Origin of the sequence: Haloarcula sp. CBA1115 (genome assembly GCF_000827835.1) — an archaeon.
Lineage (GTDB): Archaea > Halobacteriota > Halobacteria > Halobacteriales > Haloarculaceae > Haloarcula > Haloarcula hispanica.
On sequence record NZ_CP010529.1, the window covers coordinates 101,313 to 122,585 of the forward strand.

At 59.7% G+C, this 21,273-nt stretch carries 17 protein-coding genes; 8 read left to right on the forward strand and 9 right to left on the reverse strand.

Annotated features, from left to right (window positions below; genetic code table 11):
- Window positions 1-266 precede the first annotated feature (266 nt).
- From phnE (SG26_RS00370) to phnD, 4 genes are read right to left on the reverse strand one after another with little or no spacing between them, the layout of a single operon-like run.
- On the reverse strand, window positions 267-1,061 hold the full coding sequence (gene phnE / locus SG26_RS00370) for a phosphonate ABC transporter, permease protein PhnE (protein WP_050036533.1): 795 nt from the start codon (window positions 1,059-1,061) through the stop codon (window positions 267-269).
- Window positions 1,061-1,876 (reverse strand): phosphonate ABC transporter, permease protein PhnE, encoded by an 816-nt coding sequence (gene phnE / locus SG26_RS00375; RefSeq protein ID WP_050036534.1) that lies wholly within the window; start codon window positions 1,874-1,876, stop codon window positions 1,061-1,063. The genes phnE (SG26_RS00370) and phnE (SG26_RS00375) overlap by 1 nt, the downstream gene beginning before the upstream one ends.
- 5 nt (window positions 1,877-1,881) lie before the next feature.
- Window positions 1,882-2,697 (reverse strand): phosphonate ABC transporter ATP-binding protein, encoded by an 816-nt coding sequence (gene phnC, locus SG26_RS00380; RefSeq protein ID WP_008308314.1) that lies wholly within the window; start codon window positions 2,695-2,697, stop codon window positions 1,882-1,884.
- 15 nt (window positions 2,698-2,712) lie between these two features.
- The gene (gene phnD, locus SG26_RS00385; RefSeq protein WP_175055127.1) at window positions 2,713-3,891 is read right to left on the reverse strand and encodes a phosphate/phosphite/phosphonate ABC transporter substrate-binding protein; all 1,179 of its coding nucleotides are present in this window, start codon (window positions 3,889-3,891) and stop codon (window positions 2,713-2,715) included.
- Window positions 3,892-4,190: 299 nt separating this feature from the next.
- Here phnD and SG26_RS00390 point away from each other — a divergent pair, with 299 nt between their 5' ends.
- Both SG26_RS00390 and SG26_RS00395 read left to right on the forward strand, forming a co-directional pair.
- Window positions 4,191-5,492 carry an MgtC/SapB family protein gene (locus tag SG26_RS00390; protein WP_175055128.1) on the forward strand — a complete coding sequence of 434 codons (1,302 nt, stop codon included), beginning with the start codon at window positions 4,191-4,193 and terminating at the stop codon, window positions 5,490-5,492.
- A 122-nt stretch (window positions 5,493-5,614) separates the two neighbouring features.
- Window positions 5,615-6,406: an HAD-IIA family hydrolase gene (locus SG26_RS00395; protein ID WP_050007814.1), complete on the forward strand. Its 792-nt coding sequence runs from the start codon at window positions 5,615-5,617 to the stop codon at window positions 6,404-6,406.
- Between the two features lie 49 nt (window positions 6,407-6,455).
- Here SG26_RS00395 and SG26_RS00400 read toward each other — a convergent pair whose 3' ends face one another.
- The 5 genes from SG26_RS00400 to SG26_RS00420 form a co-directional block, all read right to left on the reverse strand.
- Window positions 6,456-7,400: a glycerophosphodiester phosphodiesterase gene (locus SG26_RS00400; protein WP_023842940.1), complete on the reverse strand. Its 945-nt coding sequence runs from the start codon at window positions 7,398-7,400 to the stop codon at window positions 6,456-6,458.
- Window positions 7,401-7,773: 373 nt separating this feature from the next.
- On the reverse strand, window positions 7,774-8,913 hold the full coding sequence (locus SG26_RS00405; RefSeq protein ID WP_050036535.1) for an ABC transporter ATP-binding protein: 1,140 nt from the start codon (window positions 8,911-8,913) through the stop codon (window positions 7,774-7,776).
- Window positions 8,914-8,923: 10 nt separating this feature from the next.
- Window positions 8,924-9,826, reverse strand: coding sequence for a carbohydrate ABC transporter permease (locus SG26_RS00410; protein ID WP_014030925.1), 903 nt, complete (start codon window positions 9,824-9,826; stop codon window positions 8,924-8,926).
- A gap of 1 nt (window position 9,827) precedes the next feature.
- On the reverse strand, window positions 9,828-10,712 hold the full coding sequence (locus tag SG26_RS00415) for a carbohydrate ABC transporter permease (RefSeq protein ID WP_008308323.1): 885 nt from the start codon (window positions 10,710-10,712) through the stop codon (window positions 9,828-9,830).
- Window positions 10,712-11,908: an ABC transporter substrate-binding protein gene (locus SG26_RS00420; protein ID WP_008308325.1), complete on the reverse strand. Its 1,197-nt coding sequence runs from the start codon at window positions 11,906-11,908 to the stop codon at window positions 10,712-10,714. Before SG26_RS00420 ends, SG26_RS00415 begins: the two co-directional genes overlap by 1 nt.
- Window positions 11,909-12,347: 439 nt before the next feature.
- Between SG26_RS00420 and SG26_RS00425 the strand changes: the two genes are divergently transcribed.
- From SG26_RS00425 to SG26_RS00450, 6 genes are all read left to right on the forward strand, one after another.
- Window positions 12,348-13,466, forward strand: coding sequence for an NADH:flavin oxidoreductase (locus SG26_RS00425; protein ID WP_044952603.1), 1,119 nt, complete (start codon window positions 12,348-12,350; stop codon window positions 13,464-13,466).
- 190 nt (window positions 13,467-13,656) lie between these two features.
- Window positions 13,657-14,826 (forward strand): beta-ketoacyl synthase N-terminal-like domain-containing protein, encoded by a 1,170-nt coding sequence (locus SG26_RS00430; RefSeq protein ID WP_014030921.1) that lies wholly within the window; start codon window positions 13,657-13,659, stop codon window positions 14,824-14,826.
- Window positions 14,827-14,858: 32 nt separating this feature from the next.
- Window positions 14,859-15,290, forward strand: coding sequence for a Zn-ribbon domain-containing OB-fold protein (locus tag SG26_RS00435; protein WP_050038219.1), 432 nt, complete (start codon window positions 14,859-14,861; stop codon window positions 15,288-15,290).
- A gap of 1,276 nt (window positions 15,291-16,566) precedes the next feature.
- Window positions 16,567-17,754: an orc1/cdc6 family replication initiation protein gene (locus SG26_RS00440; RefSeq protein WP_050036536.1), complete on the forward strand. Its 1,188-nt coding sequence runs from the start codon at window positions 16,567-16,569 to the stop codon at window positions 17,752-17,754.
- A gap of 243 nt (window positions 17,755-17,997) precedes the next feature.
- Window positions 17,998-18,747 (forward strand): helix-turn-helix domain-containing protein, encoded by a 750-nt coding sequence (locus SG26_RS00445; protein WP_014030918.1) that lies wholly within the window; start codon window positions 17,998-18,000, stop codon window positions 18,745-18,747.
- 60 nt (window positions 18,748-18,807) lie between these two features.
- Entirely contained in the window at window positions 18,808-21,228 is a 2,421-nt protein-coding gene (locus SG26_RS00450; RefSeq protein WP_050036537.1) for a cation-translocating P-type ATPase, read from the forward strand.
- The last annotated feature ends 45 nt before the right edge of the window (window positions 21,229-21,273 follow it).

Sequence of the window (21,273 nt, forward strand, 5' to 3'; positions counted from 1 at the left end):
GGTTAGGCAGGAGATCCACTCCGGTATCCGGGCCGCACCGACGGCCCCGATATCCTACCTTCTTGCGGAATGACTTGTCTCGCGACGCTGTATCCGTCGATAGAGGCACTCGCAAAACGGAGAGTGGGGAAACCAGGTTGGCAGACACTGGCGTTGGCCCCACTATCAATATACAGCCCAAACATATAAGTTTTTTGATAGATGCTTTACAATATTATGTATTTGTCTGGGCGGATAATAATAGGCGATACGAGCGGACTGCTCGCCTACATTACTTTCTTGCGCAGATAGGCCGAGATGGCTTCACTGATGAGCACAAGGCCCAGAATCGAGATGAGGATCGTCAGGACTGCTTCCCAGTTGAAGTAATTGATCTCAGTCTGGAGCGGGACGCCGATCCCGCCTGCGCCGACGAACCCGATGATCGTCGACGCTCTGACGTTGATATCCCATCGAAGCGTCGCGACACTGATGAACGCCGGCTTGATCTGTGGAACGATACTGTAGATGAGCACATCAATCGGCGATGCTCCGGCTGCAGTGATCGCTTCGACAGACCCGCGGTCGATCTCCTCGATGGCTTCCGCGATTAGCTTTGCAGTGAACCCGATCGATCTGATCGAGATCGCCAGCACGCCAGCGAGGGCCCCAGGGCCGAAGATAACCACGAAGATCAGTGCCCAGATGATGACGTTGACCGAACGGGTAAACGAGATGATGAACTTCCCCAGCAGGTACGCCGGCTTGTTGGGCGACGTGTTGCTGGCTCCGAGGAACGCAACCGGGATCGCCATCACGATGGCCAGTGCCGTTCCCAGAATCGAGATATTGATCGTCTCGAGCAGCGGCCCGACAATAGTCCGGGAGTACCCCACATTGGGGGGATACATCCGGCCGAAGAGGTCGGCCAGCTCACGCGGGGCAGTCACGGCGTAGCCGTAATTCACTTCCATGGCGCGCCAGGCTGCGACGAGGATGACGAGTCCAGCTAGCAGCCCGAAGAACCGGAGTAAGCGCTCACGGCGATCGAACCGGCTCCATGAGTCAGTGCTGTTTGACATTATTGGATCCGCCTCCGAGCGAGAGCGCTGACACCTTCACCAACCATGACGATGGCGACGATGACAGCGATAATTGCCATGCTAAACTGGTAATCGTACTTATCGAAGGAGTTCAGCAGCGTGATACCGATACCGCCCGCTCCGACGATTCCGACGACAGTGCTGTGTCGGAGGTTGATGTCCAGGCGGTAAATCGACAGGCCGACGATCCGGGGCATTACCTGCGGGAGAACGCCGTAGAGATACGTCTGAACGGGTGTCCCGCCGGCAGCAGTGATCGCCTCCATCTGCCCACGATCGATGTCTTCGATCTCTTCTGCGAGAAGTTTCGCGAAGAATCCGATCGTTTTGAACGCGAGGGCAAGGACACCAGCGAGCGGACCGAATCCGACCGCTTTGACCATAATGATCGCAACGATGAGCTCGTGGAGTGAGCGCGTGACTGCAACGATGCTGCGACCGACGTAGTAGACTGGCTTCGGCGAGAGGTTATTGGAAGCCATGACAGCGACCGGCACGCTGACGATAATACCCATTGTCGTGGCGACAATCGTCATCACGATACTCTCGACGATCCCCTGTATGAGGAGTTCCCGCTGCGACGGAGTGTACGCTGGCGGGAGCATACTGGTGACGAGTTCGACACCAGCTCCGATCCCTCGCACGAACCGGCTGGGAGAAATCCGAAGGTTCCAGAAGCTATACGCGAAGAACAACAAGATAAGCCCGTAGATGAGATACTTGACTTTCTTGTTGTAGAAGACTGTGGGCCGCTCCCAAGATCCTTCAACGGCCGATCCAGATTCAGCAGCCATATTGATTAGTCACCTCGTTCAGCAATGACGTCGTCAGATCCGGTGCTGCTACCAGCACTCGGCTCTTCGCGGTCCGCAATGGATTCACCACCGCGGTAGATTTCGTCTCTGGCTGCCTGATCCAGATCGTCAGGTGGGCCGTTAAAGACGATCTCACCGTCACTGAGTCCGATGATCCGGTCCGCGTAGTCGACCGCCAGATCGACTTCGTGGATGTTGATGATGATCGGGATATCGTCTTCGTGAGCGATGTCCGTCAAGAGGCTCATAACCTCCCGGGAGGTATCGGGGTCCAGCGCACTCGTCGGTTCGTCAGCGAGCAGAATTTTCGGCCGCTGAATGACGGCACGGGCGATACCGACGCGCTGTCGCTGGCCACCGGAGAGTTCATCTGCACGGTTGTTCTCGACGCCCTCTAGGTTCACCCGACTGAGGATTTCCCGTGCGCGCTTGATATCCTCTGGTGGGAAGTTCCGACGGAACGCGTTCCACGTACTGAGATAGCCAAGGCGGCCGGAGAGTATGTTCTCCATCACCGTGAGGCGCTCGACGAGATTAAACTCCTGAAATATCATGCCCATATCGCGACGGACATCGCGAAGGGCTGATTTGTCCAGGCCGGTCACCTCTGTATCATCGAGCGAGACACGCCCGCCAGTTGGCTCGGTCAGCCTGTTGATACTACGAACGAGCGTGCTTTTTCCGGCCCCGCTTGGCCCGATGATCGCAACGATCTCGTTACCACTGACTTCGAATGAGACACCTTTGAGTGCTTTATCACCGGAGTCGTACGTTTTTTCCAGATTATCTACAGTGAGCATTATTCGGTTCTCTTCTTAGCCTTCGATGTTCTCGGTGTTGTACTTGATGTCGTTGTTCTCCTGAATCTGGAGGATGATATCGTAGACAGTGGCGTAATCAATCTCCGTCCATTTTCCGCGACCACCGAAGACCTCCGCGATCTTGGTGTCCGAGTAGTCGTAATCGAGGAATGCCGCCCTGATACCTTCCTGAATTTCTGGTTTCAGGTTGTAGCGGTAACAGAAGCTCGTTGTGGGGAACGGGTTGCTGGCCCACACGACTTTGAGATTCGTCGGGTCAATGTTGTCCGCCTCCGCAACACGCGTGACACAGGTGCTACAAACGGGGGCAGCGTCGTAGTCATCGTTTGCCACTCCGAGGATGCTCTGTTCGTGCCCGCCAGAGTAGCTCACTTCGTAGTCGTCTCCCGGAGTAACGCCCTGGTTCGAGAACAGCGCACGCGGAGCGAGGTTCCCGGAGTTGGACGACGGCTCAGCGTGTGCGACACGCTTGCCTTTGAGGTCCTCCAGCGACGAGATCTCATCGTTATCCGCCTGTGTGGCGAGCCACAGCCGATAACCGAAGTCACCCTCCTTCGAAATCTGGAGCGAGAACGGGACAGCGCCGGCCAGATTCACAGCGAACGGCGTTGGCCCAGTGGAGAACCCGGCGACGTGGAGGCGCTCGGATCGCATCGCCTCAATCTGGGACGCGTACGAGTTGAGGGGGAAGTACTTGACCGATTTCCCCGTCTCTTCGGCGATGTTGTCCATCAGCGGTTGCATCGTATCCCGGTAGACTGCCGGGTCCTCCGTCGGCGTCATCGCAAACGCGATGCGGTCCGGGTCAATCAGGTCGTCTTGATTATCGGGAGTACTCTGGACGGGGTTACCGTAGCGGGGCTTCTCGCGCTCCTTCATGTTCTTCAGGTCCTGCAGGGACCCCGTCTCGAACCCTGCCTCGATGAGCGTCTGCATCAGCTGCGGGAACTCCGGGTTCGCCGGATCGAACTCGGGATAGTTGGTACTCTGTCCGGAACTACCGTCGCCACTACTGGAACCGTCACTGCTATCAGTGCTGTCACCACCAGACGCTTCAGTGTTCTGGCTACTCTCCTGAGAACAGCCTGCAACGCCCGCTGCAAGCGCAGTAGCGCCAATTTTCAACACAGATCGTCGGTCAACTGGGTTCTGTTTCATTGTCGACGCAGACATGTGCGAAACCTGGGTTAAAAAGTATTTATGTTTAAATTTGACAAAACAACAAACCCCTCATACCGAGTTTTACGCGCTCTTCATATAAAAACTAGAATAAGTATTAGATTCAGACATATGAAGGATACTGGACACTAAGCAGTAATCGAGGGCGACCTTCGAGTTCCGCAGGGGCCACGGCAATATTCAAGCGATCCTCAAGGCCAACACCTATTACCCATCAGTATATTTGTCTCCATATAGAATATAGTAGTATATAGACTATATAAAAATGACGGAACCACCGTTTGTAAGATAAGATGACTGTAATGAGTGCAATCGCGAATACGGCTGCTTTCGGAGGTATAGAGGGGATAACTGTCGATACTGAGATACTCCACCTATTTATTGCAGGTGCACTGGGTATGCTGCTCGGGCTCGAACGAGAGTGGGCCAACAAGTCTGCGGGAATCCGAACGTTTACGCTGACGAGTCTGGTCGGCGCTGCCGCAATGTCACTCGACGAGAGGATACTACTTGCCTTGGGAGGGGCATTGGTACTCGTGCAAGGGGGGTTGCTCGGGATCCGGGGAATAGTCGCACAGTGGACCAGCGACGATAGTGAGTTGGAGTTCGGCCTGTCTCTGACAACCTCGACCTCGTTACTTGTCGCGTACGCGGTCGGGATACTGGTCGGAGCCAATCACGTTCTGATCGGCGTCATTATTGGCATAACGTCGTCGTTCCTGCTAGTCCTTCGGCGGGAGCTACACGAGTTTGCGAACCAGCTATCGCGAGAAGAAGTACGCAGCGCAGGTGAGTTTGCGATCATCTCGTTTGTCGTGTATCCGCTCCTGCCCGGCGGGACGTATGGGCCATGGGATGCGATCGATCCGAAACTGGTCTGGATGCTCGTGATCGCAGTCAGTGGGATCGGGTTTGTCAACTATATCGTGATGCAGCGATACGGCAGCAAGGGGATCGCTGTAACTGGCTTCTTCGGCGGGCTGGTGAACTCCACTGCCGTGATCGGCGAAATCGCGGGCAGGGCAAAGAACAATGCGGGGATCACAGAGCTCGCAGTCGGAACGATACTGATCGCTGATGCGGCGATGGCGGTCCGTAATTTAGCGATCATCGTTGCATTCGTCCCCGAGTCGGCTGTCAGTGTTGGACTCCCGCTCGGCCTGATCGCGATTAGTGGCGTCGGACTCGCATATTACGATAGCGACTGGGAGGGAGATCTGGAACTGGATTTCGACTCGCCGTTTAGCAGTGCAAATGCGCTGAAATTCGGCTTGCTCTTCCTCGCTGTCTTGATTCTGACCGCCGGAGCACAGCGCATCTTCGGAACAGCCGGGTTCCTGATTACGAGCTTCCTCAGCGGCATCGTATCGAGCGGCACGACGACAACGACCGCAGTGACGCTGACGTCGACCGGTCAGATATCGCCGGCAGTAGCGGCGCAAGGCGTGCTGGCCGGGACACTCTCAAGTATACTCGTGAAAATCGGGTTTGCAACAAGTATCAACCGCTCACTGCTAGCGCCGGTGGTGCGAAAGTCACTCTACCTGTCGCTCATCGGGATCGGTGGCGTGGTTATCAGCATCCAATTGATATGAACAGTCAGAGCTATCAGCGTGTTTCGAGGGTCGCCGCGGCCCCTGCGGCAGAGGAAGCGCCTGTGATCACGTCGGCAGCGGCTTCTGCCGAAGCGTCACCGTTCGAGATGGAGGAACTCTAGATGACGTACACCAGTGCCATCATCGACCTCGACGGGACGATATATCGCGGGGATTCGTTAGTCGAAAACGCTGCAGAGGGGGTACGGACAGTACGTAAGGCGGGGCTTTCGACGCTGTTCGTCACGAACAAGCCGATCGACCGGCGGGAGAAGTATTGCGAGAAACTGAACGCGCTGGGCATCGATTGCAGCAGTGAGGACATAATCACGTCCGCCACTGCATCAGCGGACTATCTATCCGCGCAGCACCCGGAGCGCGAAATCTACGTCATCGGCGAAGACGCTCTGGTCGCGGAGTTGCGTGCCGCCGGATTGAAAACGACGTCCGACCCCGAACGAGCGGGCACTGTGATCGCATCACTTGATTTTGGTTTCGATTACCAGGCGCTACAAGATGCGCTAATCGCACTTACCGAGAACGACGCGCTTTTCGTTGCGACCAACCCGGATCGAACGTGTCCGGTAGATGGTGGTGAGATACCCGATGCAGCAGGGATGATCGGGGCAATAGAAGGAGTTACCGGGCAGGAATTGGATCAGTTGATCGGCAAGCCGTCCAACGTAATCCTTCAGATGGCGCTGGAACGGCTCGGTGGCGAGCCGGAGCGCTGTCTCATGATCGGTGATCGCCTCGGGACAGACATCAGAATGGGGAACCAGGCCGGGATGGAGACGGTACTGCCGCTAACTGGCGTTACCAGTACGGCGGACTTAGAGGAGAGTGACGTGAGCGCGGACCACGTCGTGACCGACCTTTCAGAACTGGCAGCTATCGTAGAAAACGGACAGTAGGTCCGGAAACAGGGGAGTAACTGTTTCCAGGGGTCTCGATACCCAGAGCTCAGTCGAGCACTCCGGGGTAGTCAGCGATGATTCCGTCGACACCGGCCTCGACCAGTTTCTCCGCCTGATGCCAGGTCGTTATCGTGTACGGGATTACCTTCCGACCTTCCTCGTGTGCGGTCTCGACCAGATCGATCTCGGCGAAATCCGGGTCTTCGAGGTAGTAGTCCTCGTTGAAGAAGGGCGTGTTCATGATCATATTGTACGGCGGCTGGATGTACTCCGCGTCCAGGTCACGGACGATAGAAAGACCGTCCTCGATTGAATCCCAGAACAGGTACGCGATCGGAATACTGGCGTCCGCGTTTCGGACGGACTCCAGCGCAGCCTTCTGGAACGACTGGATGATAACGTCGTTTTCGTGATGCGAGAGGACTTCGAGTGCCTGTTCCGTGAACGGATCCCAGGTCTCGACATCGGATTCCGACGCGTCGTCGTCGGGAGAGACACCAGCGGCCTTCCACTCGATGTCGAGTGGGATACTGTCCGGAGTCGCTTCGACGAACTCGTCTAGTCGAGGGATTGTCTGTCCGCTGTCACGGATTTCAGCGTTCAGAACCGTCTGCACGTCGTTCTCCCAGACGTACCCTGATTCGTCTGTCAGGTCGTCTAGCTTATCGTCGTGGAAAACGACGATTTCGAAGTCCTCACCCTTCCAGGGCTTCCCGCCTGCAGGCACGAGATCACATTCCATCATATCGGTATTGTACTCGTGACTGCTGGGACCGCCGTACGCCGCCTGCTGAACTGCGGCGATGGTGTTTTGCGGATACAGACCGCGGTAGCCACGGTGTGCAGCGAGGATCGGTGGAGAAGCGATGGGCGGTTCGGTACTGCTGTGATCGTTTTCCCTGCCAGCCGCAGTGCCTACAATGGAGCCCAGTGCGGCAGCAGACGTACTCTTTAGCACGGTTCGACGGCATATGTCTGGTATTCGAACCATTCCGTGGCCTATTACCTACACAATCTATATATAACTATTGATTGCACATATCAGTATATACCATTGCGTTTTCTTGAGTTTATTTGGGTTATACGGCAGTAGAAACGGCTGCAGAGTGGATGTATATATCAATATATAGCATAAATGCCGGTTGAATCCCCAGCTTTGTTGTATTGAGACTACATGTAGCAAGCGAATCGGACGGAACTGGGCTTGCACAGCGCTCTCGCTAGCAGCGGCTCTGAGACAGCGCTCTGCCACTATTCCTGTGGTCGCGCCGGTCGTCGCGTTCGAGAAGCCCACAGCACCGGATCGAACCGAAAGTGTCGGTGCTCGTCGCTTCTATCGGAGGATCGAGAATCGGGCGGAAAACCTAAAGAGTGCTATCGATGGGGCCAGTTTCTTCGGGTGGTTGCGCCGCCGCTGCGTGATAGATGGCCGCGCCCGTCTGTGGGTCGAACAGGTGGAGCCGCTCAGTCTCAACTGTCAACGCAACTCGGTCGCCCGGCTCGACGGCCGTTCGGGGTTCGGCGTGTAGTTTGAACTCCTGATCGCCGGTTCGACACTCCAGCAGGAGGCTATCACCGAGCGGTTCGGTGACGGTTACTTCAGCGGCGAACGAGCTTCGGTCGGCCGAATCAGCTACCGAAAGGCTCTCCGGACGAACGCCTAGCAGCGCCTGTCCTCCGGCGACTGTTTCCAAGCCGTCGCCCTCGGGTAACGGGATGCGAAACGTCGGCCCGACGGCCTCGTATTCAGTGCCATCACTGGAGATATCCACGGCGAGCATGTTCATCGCGGGGTCGCCGATGAACTCCGCGACGAACCGAGTCTCGGGGTAGTCGTACAGCCGCTGTGGGCTGTCGACTTGCTGGATGCGGCCGTCGTTCATCACTACCACCCGGTCACCGAGCGTCAGCGCCTCTGTCTGGTCGTGGGTCACGTAGATTGTCGTGGTCTCGAATTCGCCGTGGAGTTTCGCCAGTTCAGCCCGCATCTTGATCCGGAGTTTGGCATCGAGGTTCGACAGCGGCTCGTCCATGAGGAACACCTCCGGGTCACGGACTAGTGCGCGGCCAAGTGCGACTCGCTGTCGTTCGCCACCCGATAGCTCGCCTGGCTTTCGGTCGAGCAGGTCGTCGATGTCGAGCACCGCTGTGGCTTCTCTCACTTGGCGGTCGATTTCCTCGTCACTGAAGTCGCCGGCCGACTTCATGCCGAACGTGATGTTCCGGCGCGCGGTCATGTGCGGGTACAGCGCGTAGTTCTGGAACACCATCGCGACGTCCCGGTCTTTCGGTTCGACGCCGGTGACGTCCTGGTTGCCCATCTGGATCGTGCCGTCAGTGGCCCGCTCTAGCCCGGCGATCAGCCGAAGCGTGGTGCTTTTGCCACACCCACTGGGCCCGACGACAGTCACGAACGCCCCGTCCGGTATCTGGAGGTCGATGTTTTTGACGGCGACGACACCATCGAATTCCTTCCGTACGTTCTGTAAGGTTACGTCAGTCATTGGTATCCTCTCACTTTTGTTGGATCGTAAACGTCTCCAGCAGCTGTCGTCGGAACAGCACTAGCAGTGCCAGCGGCGGCAACAGGGTCAGTATCGACCCGGTCATCACCATCGACCAGGCCACTTCGCCGGTGCTGGCCTGTCCGCGAAGCAGGCTCAGCCCGACCTGTGCGACCTGCAGGCTCTCGGCGTTGATGATCACCAGCGGCCAGAGATACTGGTTCCATGTGTAGACGAACATGATCACCGAGACGCCCACGAGGACGGCACGGGACATCGGGACCAGGACCGACCACAGAAACCGCAGCGGCCCGACACCGTCGACCTTTGCCGTCTCGACGAGCGAGGCCGGAATCGACAGGAAATGCTGGCGCAGTATAAAGACGGTCGTCGCGCTGGCCAAGTATGGGACCGTGATAGCGAAGATCGTGTTACCCATGCCAAGCTCCGTCGTCAAGCGATACAGTGGCACAAACCTGACCGGGACCGGGAGCAAGAGCGTAAAGAGAATAAACAGGAACACGGCGTTCTTGTACGGGAACCTGTAGTAGACGATCACCAGCGCGGCCAGCAGCGACACGATCAGCTTTCCGACGACGACGGCGACAGACATCACAAATGAGTTCAGCATGTACCGCCAGAATTCGAGGCCAATGAGGGCACGACGGTAGTTCGACAGCGCGTGGCCGCCAGGTGCCAGATCGGCGATCGAGGTGACGATCCCGGCCCGCTTCGTTGAGACAAGCGCCGCGATCAACACTGGCAGTACGATCAGGAACACGACGGTCGCTGTGAGTACGTGCAGCGTGAGCTGCTCCGTCTCAAATCGCCGGATGCGGTCGCTGGTGGTTCGTCCCGCAGCTCGGGAGCGCTCAGCGGCAGCAGTCAACGCGGTGAGGAGTGACCCGAGCATGTTAGCCTCCGTAGTAGGCGTACCTGTCGCTCAGCCGGAACTGGCCGTACATCAACAGCCCGACAGCGACGAACAGTACAACGGACTTCGCCGAGGCGAATCCGAACTCGTAGAACTGGAAGGCGGTCCGATAGAGGTCGTAGATGAGGATGTTCGTCGCACCGGCGGGACCGCCCTTGGTCATGAGATCGACCATGGCGAACGTGCCGAAGAAGCCGTAAATCGTGTTCATGATGACCAGGAACACGAGTGTCGGCGAGATGATCGGGACGTACACGCGAAGCAGTCGCTGCGTTCGGGAGACGCCGTCGAGTTCAGCGGTCTCAGTCAGCGACTCGGGGACGTTGCCGAGCGCGGCTGTCATGAAGATAACGTTGTATCCGATCTGCTTCCACACCGCTGCGATCAACACGACGACGAACGCCTGTGGACCGTTGCTGAACCAGTTGACATCGATGCCGAGAGCCTCGATGTAGCTCGTGAAGATACCGATGTTCGGGTGTGCGATGAACAGGAACACCAACCCGGCGACTGCCGGCGGCAGCGCGTACGGCCAGATAACCGCCACCAGATACAGCCCCTTCCCGACTTCGATCTCGTGGATGAGAAAGGAGACACACAGGGCAACGGCCATCACGCCGACGACGACGCACGTAGCGAACAGGACCGATAGCAGGACGCTCCGGAGGTACTCTGTGGAGCCGGCTAACCGCCTGTAGTTCTCCAGTCCGACGAACACGTCACCCCGGGCGAGTGAGGCCTGGTAAAAGCTCAGCCCTATCGCACGGACCGTCGGGTAATAGAGGAACAACAGCGACACGACCATCGTCGGTAACAGCAACACACCGGCCTGCAGGCGGTCTGTGAATACTTCGTGGGTGGACATTAGCTGTAGTATCGGTCTAGTTCGTCTTCGACGGCCGATTTCAGCTCGGAGAGCCCCTCGTCGACGCCGACCTCGCCGCTGAACAGCTCGACCGACATATCCTGAATTGTTGTCTGGACCTGCCGAGCCGGGCCGATGAGCATCCGTTTTGTCGCCGGCGTGTTCTCGGCCTGTGTCAACTGGTCAAACGCGGTTCGGTACATCGGGTTCTCCGCAAACCAGCCGTCGTTTTCGAGTTGCTCGACAGCGGTCTGTCGGATCGGGTAGTAACCAGTCCCCTTGTGCCAGGTGATCTGTGACTCCGGTCGACCCATGAATTCGAGGAAGCTGCCGATGTCGTCCTGGCGGTCCTGTGGCAGTCCGGAGGGGACGAACCACGAAGCCCCGCCGATAACTGGCCCGGTCCGGTCGCCGTCAATCGTCGGATAGAACGCGTTGTCGACCTCGAACCCGTTCTCCTCCGCGCCGGAGCGGATACCAGTGACCGATGCCGTCGAGGTCATCAACATGGCGGCTTGTCCGGTGAGGAACGTGGACGTTGCTTCCCCCCAAGCCTCTATCCCGGGGTTGCTGAACAGGCCGTTGTCTGCCATCTCGTGCCACCATTCGTACAGTGACCGGGCCGTGGCGTTGTCCGTTTGCATCGTCGTCGGCTGACCGGCGTGGCCGTTCTCGGCGTCGAGTAGCGTCTGGCCGTCGACGGAATAAAAGTGCTCGACGAACCAGACATGGTTCGGCCATGTGAGGCCGGCGTCGGTGACGCCTTCGTCGACGAGCGTCTGCGAGTAACTTCGGACTTCCTCAAGCGTGGTCGGCGGACTGTCCGGGTCGAGTCCGGCTTCCTCGAACGCCGACCGGTTGTAATAGAGGATGGCGTTGGAGTTGTTGAACGGCATCGACGTAAGCGTCCCATCGATGGTGAAAAACGAGGTCACGTTCGACAGGAAGTCATCGACCGGGTAGTCGTCGGAGAGCAAGTTCTCGACGGGCTCGACCGCGTCCGTGTCGAGGACCTGCTGTGCGAACAGACTGTCGATCTGGAAGACATCGGGGACCTCGCCGGAGTCAAGTGCGCTCAGTGTGTTCGTCAGTACCCCCTCGTAGGAGTCCTGAAAGACCAGGTTCGCGTCGATGTCCGTCTCGGACTGGAACTGGTCGACCAGCCCCTGCAGCGTCTCACCGTTGGTACCACCCATGGCATGCCAGATGGTGAGGCTGTCTTCGTCGACCGGCCGGACACTGGCACCGCTGCTACTGCTACATCCGGCTAGCCCCACGGTCCCCACCGTGAGTGCAGCCCCCGATGTTTTCAGAACCGACCGCCGCGATACATGGTCGTACCCGCCACCACTTTGAACCATACCCTTTGCCAGCAAGGCATGAAAAATGAATGATTATAATTGCTCTCTATAGCAGACAGTACGCGTATATGGGCGTCATAACCGAACGATAGACGTAGCAAGTGAGCGGCTGGCTCCCGAGTCTCCGTGCGTTTGGAGGCTCCCCAGTCACGCCGGAGTGAACACGTTCGAAGCGTGCTTCGAAATGGCAAATGTATTATCTTTTTACTCACAGGCGACTGATTCGGCGTATGCTGAACCAGCCGTTAATTGTCTTATCCGCTTACCGGGTGGTGTGACACTGTTCGACGGAACTACACTCAACGAGTTGTCGTTAGACAACCGAGTTGGCCTCGCGCCGATGACACGGGTGAGCGCCACCGACGACGGCCGTGCGACGGCGGAGATGGCACAGTACTATCAGCGGTTCGCCGACGGTGGGTTCTCTTTTCTTATTACAGAGGGGACCTATCCAGACAACGCATACAGCCAGGGGTATCTGAACCAGCCAGGTCTGGCGACCGACGCACAGGCAGCGGCCTGGCAACAGGTTACCGAGGCGGTCCACGACGCTGGTGTCCCGATTTTCGCCCAGTTGATGCACGCCGGCGCACAGAGCCAGGGGAATCCACATATCGACGGGGAACAGACCATCGCCCCATCGGCGGTGCAACCGGACGGACAAAAGGCCGAAGCCTACGGCGGGAGCGGTGACTTCCCTACGCCGAAAGCAGCCACGGTCGACGAGCTAGCCGACATCCGTGACGGGTTCGTTACCTCGGCGCAGAACGCCATCGAAGCGGGGTTCGACGGTGTCGAGATCCACGGTGCGAACGGGTATCTGCTTCACGAGTTCCTCTCGGGAGAGTTCAATCAGCGTGATGACGAGTACGGTGGTGTGCCTGCGAACCGGGTGCGCTATCCGCAAGAGGTTGTCGCTGCGGTCGTCGAGGCGACACCCGCCGATTTCGTCGTTGGCATTCGTGTCTCGCAGTCGACCGCCCTTGACGAGGACCACCTGTGGCCCGAAGGCGAGGACGCCGCAGCGGTGTTCTTCGAGGAACTGTCGACGGCCGGTGCCGACTACATCCACGTCACCGAACCCGATGCGACCACGCCGGCGTTTGGCGACGACGGACCGACGCTGGCCGAGGCCGCGGCTACCTACGCAGCAGATGAGACAGTCATCATCGACAACGGCGGGCTCGGAGCGCCTGACGCGGCACGCGAGAAGGTCGATGCCGGTGCCGACCTGGTAACGTTGGCGACGAGCGCACTCGCCAATCCGGACTGGCCTGAGAAGGTCTCAAAGGGTGAAGAACTGACTGCATTCGACCCTGCTGAGTTCCTCGCTCCATCCGCAGAACTCTCGGAGCATGAACTGCAGACAAGCGGTGCCTCGGCCGACGACTGAAGCAGTTTGGACACCAGATACCGCGACGCGAAAGACGGTCCGAACGCCGATTCGAGGGGTGAGTTAGATCGGGGACGAGCGACCCCGACGGCACCTGCGATGCTATGTGCGTAGTTCGACGGGGCCAATATTTCAACTATCTAGAAAATGGGAATGACTAACTAGGCTCGCAGACATGTGGGAGGTACAGATGCCAGAGCCAGTCATCGCGTCGGTCGGTGCCTCGCCGCTCGGCCGCACAGACCTCCCGGGCCGTGACCTGTTCTCGGTCGCGCTTGCGGAGGCCTTCGACGACCTGCCCGACCCTGCCGACATCGTCGAGGCGGTGTACGTCGGCAACCAGTCGGAGACCTACGAACACCAGATTATGCAGGGGACGCTGCTGGCCGAGTGGGCCGGCCTCCGACACGTCCCCGCCGAGCGAGTCGAAGGGTGTGCCGCCGCGGGCGCGCTCGCGCTACGACACGCGGTCAAGGACGTCCGTAACGGCGAACACGAGGCCGTGCTCGCGTGCGGCGTCGAGAAGATGACGTCCGCGGGCACCAGCGGTGCGACGGACGCGCTCTCGGCGGCGTTCGACCGCGCCATCGAGCAGCGTTCCGGCATCACCGCCCCCAGCCAGTACGCACTGCTCGGCCAGCGGTACCTCCACGAGACCGACGCCACGGAACGCGACCTCGCCGAGATCGCAGTGAAGAACCACGCCAACGCCGCTCGCAACCCCCGGGCACAGTTCCCGAAAGAGATCGACGTCGCGACCGTCTTAGAGTCCGATCCCGTCGCCCCGCCGTTGAAGCTCTACGACTGCGCGCCGGTCGGGGACGGTGCCGCCGCCGTTCTCGTGACGACCGCCGAAATGGCGGCCGACCTCAACCAGCCGCAGGTGCGCGTCGCGGGCAGCGGGGCCTCCGCGAACAACATCGCGGTCGCGGAGCGGGACATGACCGACATCGCGGGCGCTCGCATTGCCGCCGAGACGGCCTACGAGGAAGCGGGTATCGACGCCAAATCCGTCGACATCGCGGAGGTTCACGACGCATTCACCGTCTGCGAGGCGCTGCTCGCGGAGGCCGCCGGCTTCGCTCCCGCGGGAACGGGCTATCAGAGCTACCAGCCGCCAGCGGAGCGGGCTGACGGCTGGACCGACGTGCAGTTGAGCCCGAGCGGCGGCCTGAAGGCCCGCGGTCACCCCATCGGTGCGACCGGGCTCTTGCAGGCGCTCGAAGCCTACGAACAGCTCACGGGGGCCGCGGGCGACCGGGCAGTCGAGGATGCCGAGACAGCCCTGTTGCTCAACGAGGGGGGCGTCGCGGACGCGGTTACCGTTGGCCATGTGCTTACGACGGCGGAGGCACCATGACTGACGGCGATCTCGATGCCAGCGGAGACAGCATGACTGACGGCGGCCTTGATGCAACCGACCCGCGGACGCTGCCGGGCTTCTTCGACGCGCTCGCCGATGGCGAACTCCTGGGCGGGGTCTGTACGGACTGTGGACAGGTCCTGTTGCCGCCGCGACCGGCCTGCTACGCCTGTGGCAGTCGCGACGTCGACGTCGAACCGCAGTCACCCGAGGGCCAGATCTTCTCGTACACGACAGTCCACACGCCGCCGCCGGCGTTCGAAGCGGACGCGCCCTACACGGTCGCCGTGGTGGAACTCGCGGACGGTGGCCGCTTGCTTGGCCGCGTTGCCGCCGACTACGCCGACGTCACCATCGGTGACCCGGTCGAACTCACGGTGCGGGAGCCGACGGCCACAGAGCGTGAGGTCGCGCTCGACTACGAGAGCGACTGGCCGGTCCACGTCTTCGAACCGCGGTGAGGGGCAGGCCGGCTCCACAGCGATTATCGGTGAGTGATCGGGAGCCCAGTCTGGTGCGAGCGAAACTGGAGAGGGGCCGTGAGGTGAAGAGACGCGGGTAATACGCTGAAAATGGATATTGGGCGCTGCCGGGTGTGTCTATTCGTGCCGGCGGTTCTCAGTCGCAACTGTGGCGAAATCACAGGAAAAGCTCAACAGCGAGCGCAATCGCCGCCAGAAATAGCCAGAACCCGAGAACAAGTATGGCAAACCACTTTCGACCATTCCCCGACAAACTCGGCGTTTCTGAGGGATAATACGGAGCTAATGGATTATTTGGCTGTGGTTTTTTGTCGGACATAATGGACAATACAGCTTCAAGTCGTATTACAGTTCTGGATTCAGTCAATCCGTACGCTTACCGAGCGGTTGTCTTACTCTCGCTCATGAATAAAGTCTACTCCGGGTATCGTCTGTCGGCGTAAGTTTGGGCCGTATGGTTCACCGCTGTGTCGAGTCGATAGACGCCTCAGCCGACTCTCCGCCTCGACTGGAAGTTGTGGATGGCCTGCCCCAGCAACTGTAACAAGAATGGGTCCACACCCCCACCCCACTGGTTCCGCTGTTAGGGAATAAATAGACGGCACCACCCCCATGGGAGGGGGTGCTTTGCTATTTTGTGATAACGTCCTACGGTTATGGTTTATTACTGAGACACTTGAAGTTATTTACTAGCTCTAGAGATATTCAGGCCGCGATCTGGATAGGTCACCACCAACTTTCGGTCCTAACAGCGGAACCAGTGGGGTGGGAGTAGGGGTCGAAGAAGAGGTATCCCAAGATACTCGACCTGTTCAGGGTGGAGAAACAGCGTGGTCCCACAGCGTATACCCCTTTCCATCGAGCTAACAGCGGAAGTAGTGGGGTGGGTGTGTCGCTCTACAGCTACAATCCCGCGAAATCCTGCTGTCTAACCACTCGCAGTTACTCGATCCCGTTCCTCGACCAGGGAACTTCTCGGCTACCGCGCTAACAGCGGAAGCGGTGGGGTGGGGGAGTAGGAGGGTCGCTATCCCATTTCTCATCTAACAGCGGAAGTAGTGGGGTGGGGGAGTAGGAGGATTGCTATCCCATTTCCCATCTAACAGCGGAAGCGGTGGGGTGGGGGAGTGGTCAGTCAGGTGTTCCCCTCTCATCTAACAGCGGAAGTGGCGGGGTCAATCATTTATATACCCAACCGAACAGCGGAAGCAGCGGAACCAAAGGTTAAGACACTCCGTGTTGCAACTACACACAAATGAGCGATATTACGTTTTCGCCCACCTCCACAATATTCGAACAACGCGAGGCACTACTCGAAGAGTGGACTCCTGAGGAGCTCGTCGGACGTGACGAGGAGCTCCAGAAGTATCACGCTGCTCTCCAGCCAGTCATCAACAACGAAACTCCGTCGAACATCTTCCTGTACGGGAAAAGCGGTGTCGGGAAGACTGCTGCCACCCGATACCTCCTCTCCGCCCTGGAACGCGACGCAGCAGATGTCGACGGACTGGACCTCAGTACGGTCGAAGTCAACTGCGATGGACTCAATTCGAGCTATCAGGCCGCGGTCGCAATCGTCAACACACTTCGTGATCCGGCGAATCAAATCTCCAACACCGGATATCCACAGGCTTCAGTGTATCAATTCCTCTTCGACGCACTCGATGACCTGGGCGGCACGGTACTCATCGTTCTCGACGAAGTCGATCACATCGAAGACGATTCGCTGCTGTACAAACTTCCTCGCGCCAGATCGAACGGTGACATCTCCGAAGCGAAACTGGGCGTCATCGGTATCTCGAACGATCTCGATTTCCGCAACCAACTGTCCTCGAAAGTCCGGTCGAGTCTCTGTGAAAAGGAAGTGTCTTTCTCGGCGTACAACGCCAACGAGCTTCAGCTCGTTCTGAAACAGCGTGAGGCTGTCGCGTTTCAGGACGATGTCCTCGATGACGGCGTCATCGAAATGTGTGCTGCGTACGGCGCGAAAGACTCCGGGGACGCCCGCCAGGCTCTGGACCTCCTCCTTGAGGCCGGAGACCTCGCTCGGGAGTACGACGATGAACTCGTAACGGAACATCACGTACGCGAAGCCCGGCAGCGGCTACAGACCGATCAGGTCGTTGAAGGTATCCGTAACTACTCCGATCACGGCCAACTCGTTCTCTATGCGCTCACCGGGCTCGCCGAAGACGATGACACGCCAGCCCGGACACGAGACATCCTGGGTGCGTATCAGGAGTTAGCCCGTGATGAGGGTCTGGACCCGGTTTCAGAGCGCTCGGTCCGTGACTATCTCGGTGAGCTCACACAACTCGGAATTGTGTCCTCAGCGGAGTACAACCGGGGGAAAGGCGGTGGAAAGTACAAGGAATTCGAGCTAGAGCAATCCATCAGCTCGATCAAAACAGGGCTGTCAGAACTCCTGAAAAAAAGCCCGTAACCCCACCGCTTCCGCTGTTAGCCACCCCACTGGTTCCGCTGTTAGACGGAGAGCAGACATAGACAATCTCTCCGACGGAATTCCGGACCGCGAGCGACAAGCCATTGCGATCCAATGAATGCGGGGCCTGTTCGATACCGATGACGTGCTCTGACTGTCGTCAACGATGAGCGGAGCGTCCCGAAGTCAAGGCTGAACGGCATCGTCCCGACGTGTTTTATCGAACCGCTGCTTACGATGCGTATGCGCGAACTCGTTTTCGCTCTCGACTACGAGCCGGGCTGCAACAGGGTTGCAGACGCTCTCGCCGAACACCCCAACGCCCGTGTCCGCTCGCTCTCGCTGCACGCCACTGCTGACCGTCTCTGGCGCGTCGACCACGCTACCGGAACTCCCGAGGCGCTCGACGCCATCGAAGACGCCTTTCTCACCAGCGACTACTACGCCGACTGTCTCGCCACCGAGGACTGCGGAGCCACCCAGACCACTCGCGTCCTCGACCGCGCCGACGACACGCTTGTCCTCTACTCCGACTGGGAACGCACCCCCGCCTGTGCTTCGGTTCCCCACATCGCCCGCGATCACCTCGGAGAGGGCGTACTGTTCGAGACGCGCCACGAGGGGCATCACTATACGTGGCGACTCATTCACTCCGGCGAGGGTAACGTGGCCGCGTTCTTCGACGACCTCGCGGCGGCCGTCGGGGAAAGTGCCCAGATGGAGATACTCCGCACTGCGGACACGACGGCGTCGATGCGAGAATCCGACGGGACACAGGGTGCCCTATCGCCGGAGCAAGAGGCCGCACTCCGGGCCGCTGTCGAGCACGGTTACTACGAGTCACCCCGAGAGGTCGACGTCGGCGAGTTAGCCGAGCACCTCGACGTCCCCCGGTCGACGCTCACCTACCGACTGCGTCGGGCTGAGGAACAGCTGGCGAAGCAGTACGTCGCGGGCAGCCGAGTGGGCGAGGAGTCCTCGGTATCACGTTGACCCATCGGGTTGGAATATTCCAACAAAGCCTTATCGAACTCACGCGCCTATCATGAAGTGATGACAGAGAATCCGGATTCGACGGGGCAGGCAAGTGGGGGCGGTCAGCAACAGGAGTTGACTGTCCGCCTCACAGTCCCCGAAATGGATTGCCCCTCCTGTGCCCAGAAAGTCGACAAAAGTCTCCAGCGTGTCGACGGCGTTGTCGACACCACGCTCCAGCCGACCACCGGTACAGCCAGTGTCACGTACGATTCTGAACGTACTAGCGAGGCAGATGTAGTCAAGGCGATTGAAGCCGCTGGTTACGAAGTCGTTGGCGGCTCGGACTCCGACGCCGATGAACGGGTGGAGTCGGGCGACAGCGTCGACATCGCGCCGCCGTCGGAGGTCTGGACGAGTCCCCGCGCGAAGAAGACGTGGGTCGGCGCGGCGCTGGTCACGTTCGGTCTCCTCTTCGAGTTTCTCCTGACAGCACAGAATATCGCGGTGGCAAGTGTTCTCGGCTATCCACTGGCCGTTGCCGACGTGCTGTTCCTGGGGGCCGTCGCCGCCAGCGGCGCCCCTGTCGTCCGCAGCGGCTACTACTCGGCGAAGAATCTGAGCCTCGACATCGACCTGCTGATGGGGACGGCTATCATCGCCGCGACCGGTATCGGCTACTTCGTCGAGGCCGCGACGCTGGCTGTCCTGTTCAGCATCGCCGAGCTGCTCGAAGACTACGCGATGGACAGGGCACGGGACTCCCTGCGCGAGCTGATGGAGCTATCACCGGACGAGGCGACTGTCATGCGCGATGGCGAGGAAGTGACGGTGCCCGCCGACGAGGTGGAGATCGGCGAGACCGTGGTCGTCCGCCCCGGCGACAAAATCCCGCTCGACGGTACTGTCGTCGAGGGCGAGAGTGCGGTCGACCAGTCACCGATTACCGGCGAAAGTGTCCCCGTCGACAAGGCCGCTGGCGACGAAGTGTACGCCGGTGCCATCAACGAGGGTGGCTATCTCGAAGTGGAAGTCACGTCGACGGCGGGCGATTCGACGCTCTCGCGCATCATCGAGATGGTGCAGGGCGCACAGGCGAAAAAGACCGACACCGAGCAGTTCGTCGACCGGTTCTCGGGCTACTACACGCCGGTTGTCGTCGTGCTGGCGATTCTGACCGCCGTCATTCCACCACTGGTCATCGCTGACCCAGTGTCAGTGAACGTGGCCGGGTACGGCGTCACGTTCGCCGGTGACTGGCAGACGTGGTTCATCCGCGGGCTCACGCTGCTGGTGATTGCGTGCCCCTGTGCCTTCGTCATCTCGACGCCCGTCTCGGTGGTCTCGGGCATCACCAGCGCCGCGAAGAACGGCGTCCTCATCAAGGGCGGTAACTACCTCGAAGCGATGGGCGGGGTCGACGCCGTCGCCGTCGACAAGACGGGCACGCTCACGAAGGGCGAACTCGCCGTCACCGACGTCGTCCCTGCCGGCGACACGGATGCGGCGACGCTCCTCAGTCACGCCGCCGGACTGGAGCGGCGCAGCGAGCATCCGATCGCCACGGCGATCCTCGCCCGTGCAAACGAGGAGGGTGTGGACGACCGCCCCGACCTGACGGGCTTCGAGAGCCTCACCGGGAAGGGTATCCGCGGGGAGATCGACGGCGAGACGTACTACGCGGGCAAGCCCGCGCTCTTCGAGGAGTTTGGCTTCGATCTCTCGCGGGCCCGCCGCGACCCAGACGGTGTCCCCGGGAGCGGAGCGACCGGAGCCTCGTCAGCGCATCGGTCTGACGGTGGCATCGTGCCGGAAGAAACGGCTGCGTCCGACGACGGGGCGTTCGCCGAGGATGCACTCGCCGCACTGGAGCGGGAGGGCAAGACGGTCGTTATCGTCGGAACGGAGTCGAAGCTGCTGGGTGCCATCGCCATCGCCGACGAGGTACGCCCCGCCTCGAAGCAGGCTGTCCAGCGCTTACAGGAGCTGGGTGTCGAGCGCGTCGTGATGCTGACCGGCGACAACGAGGGTACCGCCCGTGCTATCGCCGACGCGGTCGGCGTCGACGAGTACCGCGCCGAACTCCTGCCGGACGAGAAGGTCGATGCAGTCGAGGGGTTGCAGGCGGAGTACGGCGAGGTGGCGATGGTCGGCGACGGGATCAACGACGCGCCCGCGCTCGCCACCGCGGAAGTCGGTATCGCGATGGGCGCTGCTGGCACCGACACCGCGCTGGAAACGGCGGACATCGCACTGATGGGCGACGATATCGGGAAGCTCCCCTACCTGTACGAGCTGTCACACACCGCTAACGGCGTGATCCGGCAGAACATCTGGGTGAGCCTCGGCGCGAAGTTCCTGCTCGCACTGGGTGTCCCACTAGGGCTGGTTAGTGTCGCGCTCGCGGTCGTGGTCGGCGACATGGGGATGAGCCTCGGCGTCACCGGAAACGCGATGCGGCTGTCGCGAATCGAGCCGGACCGGTTTTTCGACGCCTGACTATCGTCAGTCCGTCGCTTACGTCTCAGCCTATTCTGAGAGCTT

Coding starts and splice junctions, on each gene's coding strand:
- SG26_RS00400 (WP_023842940.1), bottom strand. CDS start 7,400: ATGGTTCGAATACCAGACATATGCCGTCGAACCGTGCTAAAGAGTACG.
- SG26_RS00395 (WP_050007814.1), top strand. CDS start 5,615: ATGACGTACACCAGTGCCATCATCGACCTCGACGGGACGATATATCGC.
- SG26_RS00435 (WP_050038219.1), top strand. CDS start 14,859: ATGACTGACGGCGGCCTTGATGCAACCGACCCGCGGACGCTGCCGGGC.
- SG26_RS00445 (WP_014030918.1), top strand. CDS start 17,998: ATGCGCGAACTCGTTTTCGCTCTCGACTACGAGCCGGGCTGCAACAGG.
- SG26_RS00415 (WP_008308323.1), bottom strand. CDS start 10,712: ATGTCCACCCACGAAGTATTCACAGACCGCCTGCAGGCCGGTGTGTTG.
- SG26_RS00440 (WP_050036536.1), top strand. CDS start 16,567: ATGAGCGATATTACGTTTTCGCCCACCTCCACAATATTCGAACAACGC.
- phnC (WP_008308314.1), bottom strand. CDS start 2,697: ATGCTCACTGTAGATAATCTGGAAAAAACGTACGACTCCGGTGATAAA.
- SG26_RS00390 (WP_175055128.1), top strand. CDS start 4,191: ATGACTGTAATGAGTGCAATCGCGAATACGGCTGCTTTCGGAGGTATA.
- phnD (WP_175055127.1), bottom strand. CDS start 3,891: ATGTCTGCGTCGACAATGAAACAGAACCCAGTTGACCGACGATCTGTG.
- SG26_RS00430 (WP_014030921.1), top strand. CDS start 13,657: ATGCCAGAGCCAGTCATCGCGTCGGTCGGTGCCTCGCCGCTCGGCCGC.
- SG26_RS00405 (WP_050036535.1), bottom strand. CDS start 8,913: ATGACTGACGTAACCTTACAGAACGTACGGAAGGAATTCGATGGTGTC.
- phnE (WP_050036533.1), bottom strand. CDS start 1,061: ATGTCAAACAGCACTGACTCATGGAGCCGGTTCGATCGCCGTGAGCGC.
- phnE (WP_050036534.1), bottom strand. CDS start 1,876: ATGGCTGCTGAATCTGGATCGGCCGTTGAAGGATCTTGGGAGCGGCCC.
- SG26_RS00450 (WP_050036537.1), top strand. CDS start 18,808: ATGACAGAGAATCCGGATTCGACGGGGCAGGCAAGTGGGGGCGGTCAG.
- SG26_RS00420 (WP_008308325.1), bottom strand. CDS start 11,908: ATGGGTGGTACCAACGGTGAGACGCTGCAGGGGCTGGTCGACCAGTTC.
- SG26_RS00410 (WP_014030925.1), bottom strand. CDS start 9,826: ATGCTCGGGTCACTCCTCACCGCGTTGACTGCTGCCGCTGAGCGCTCC.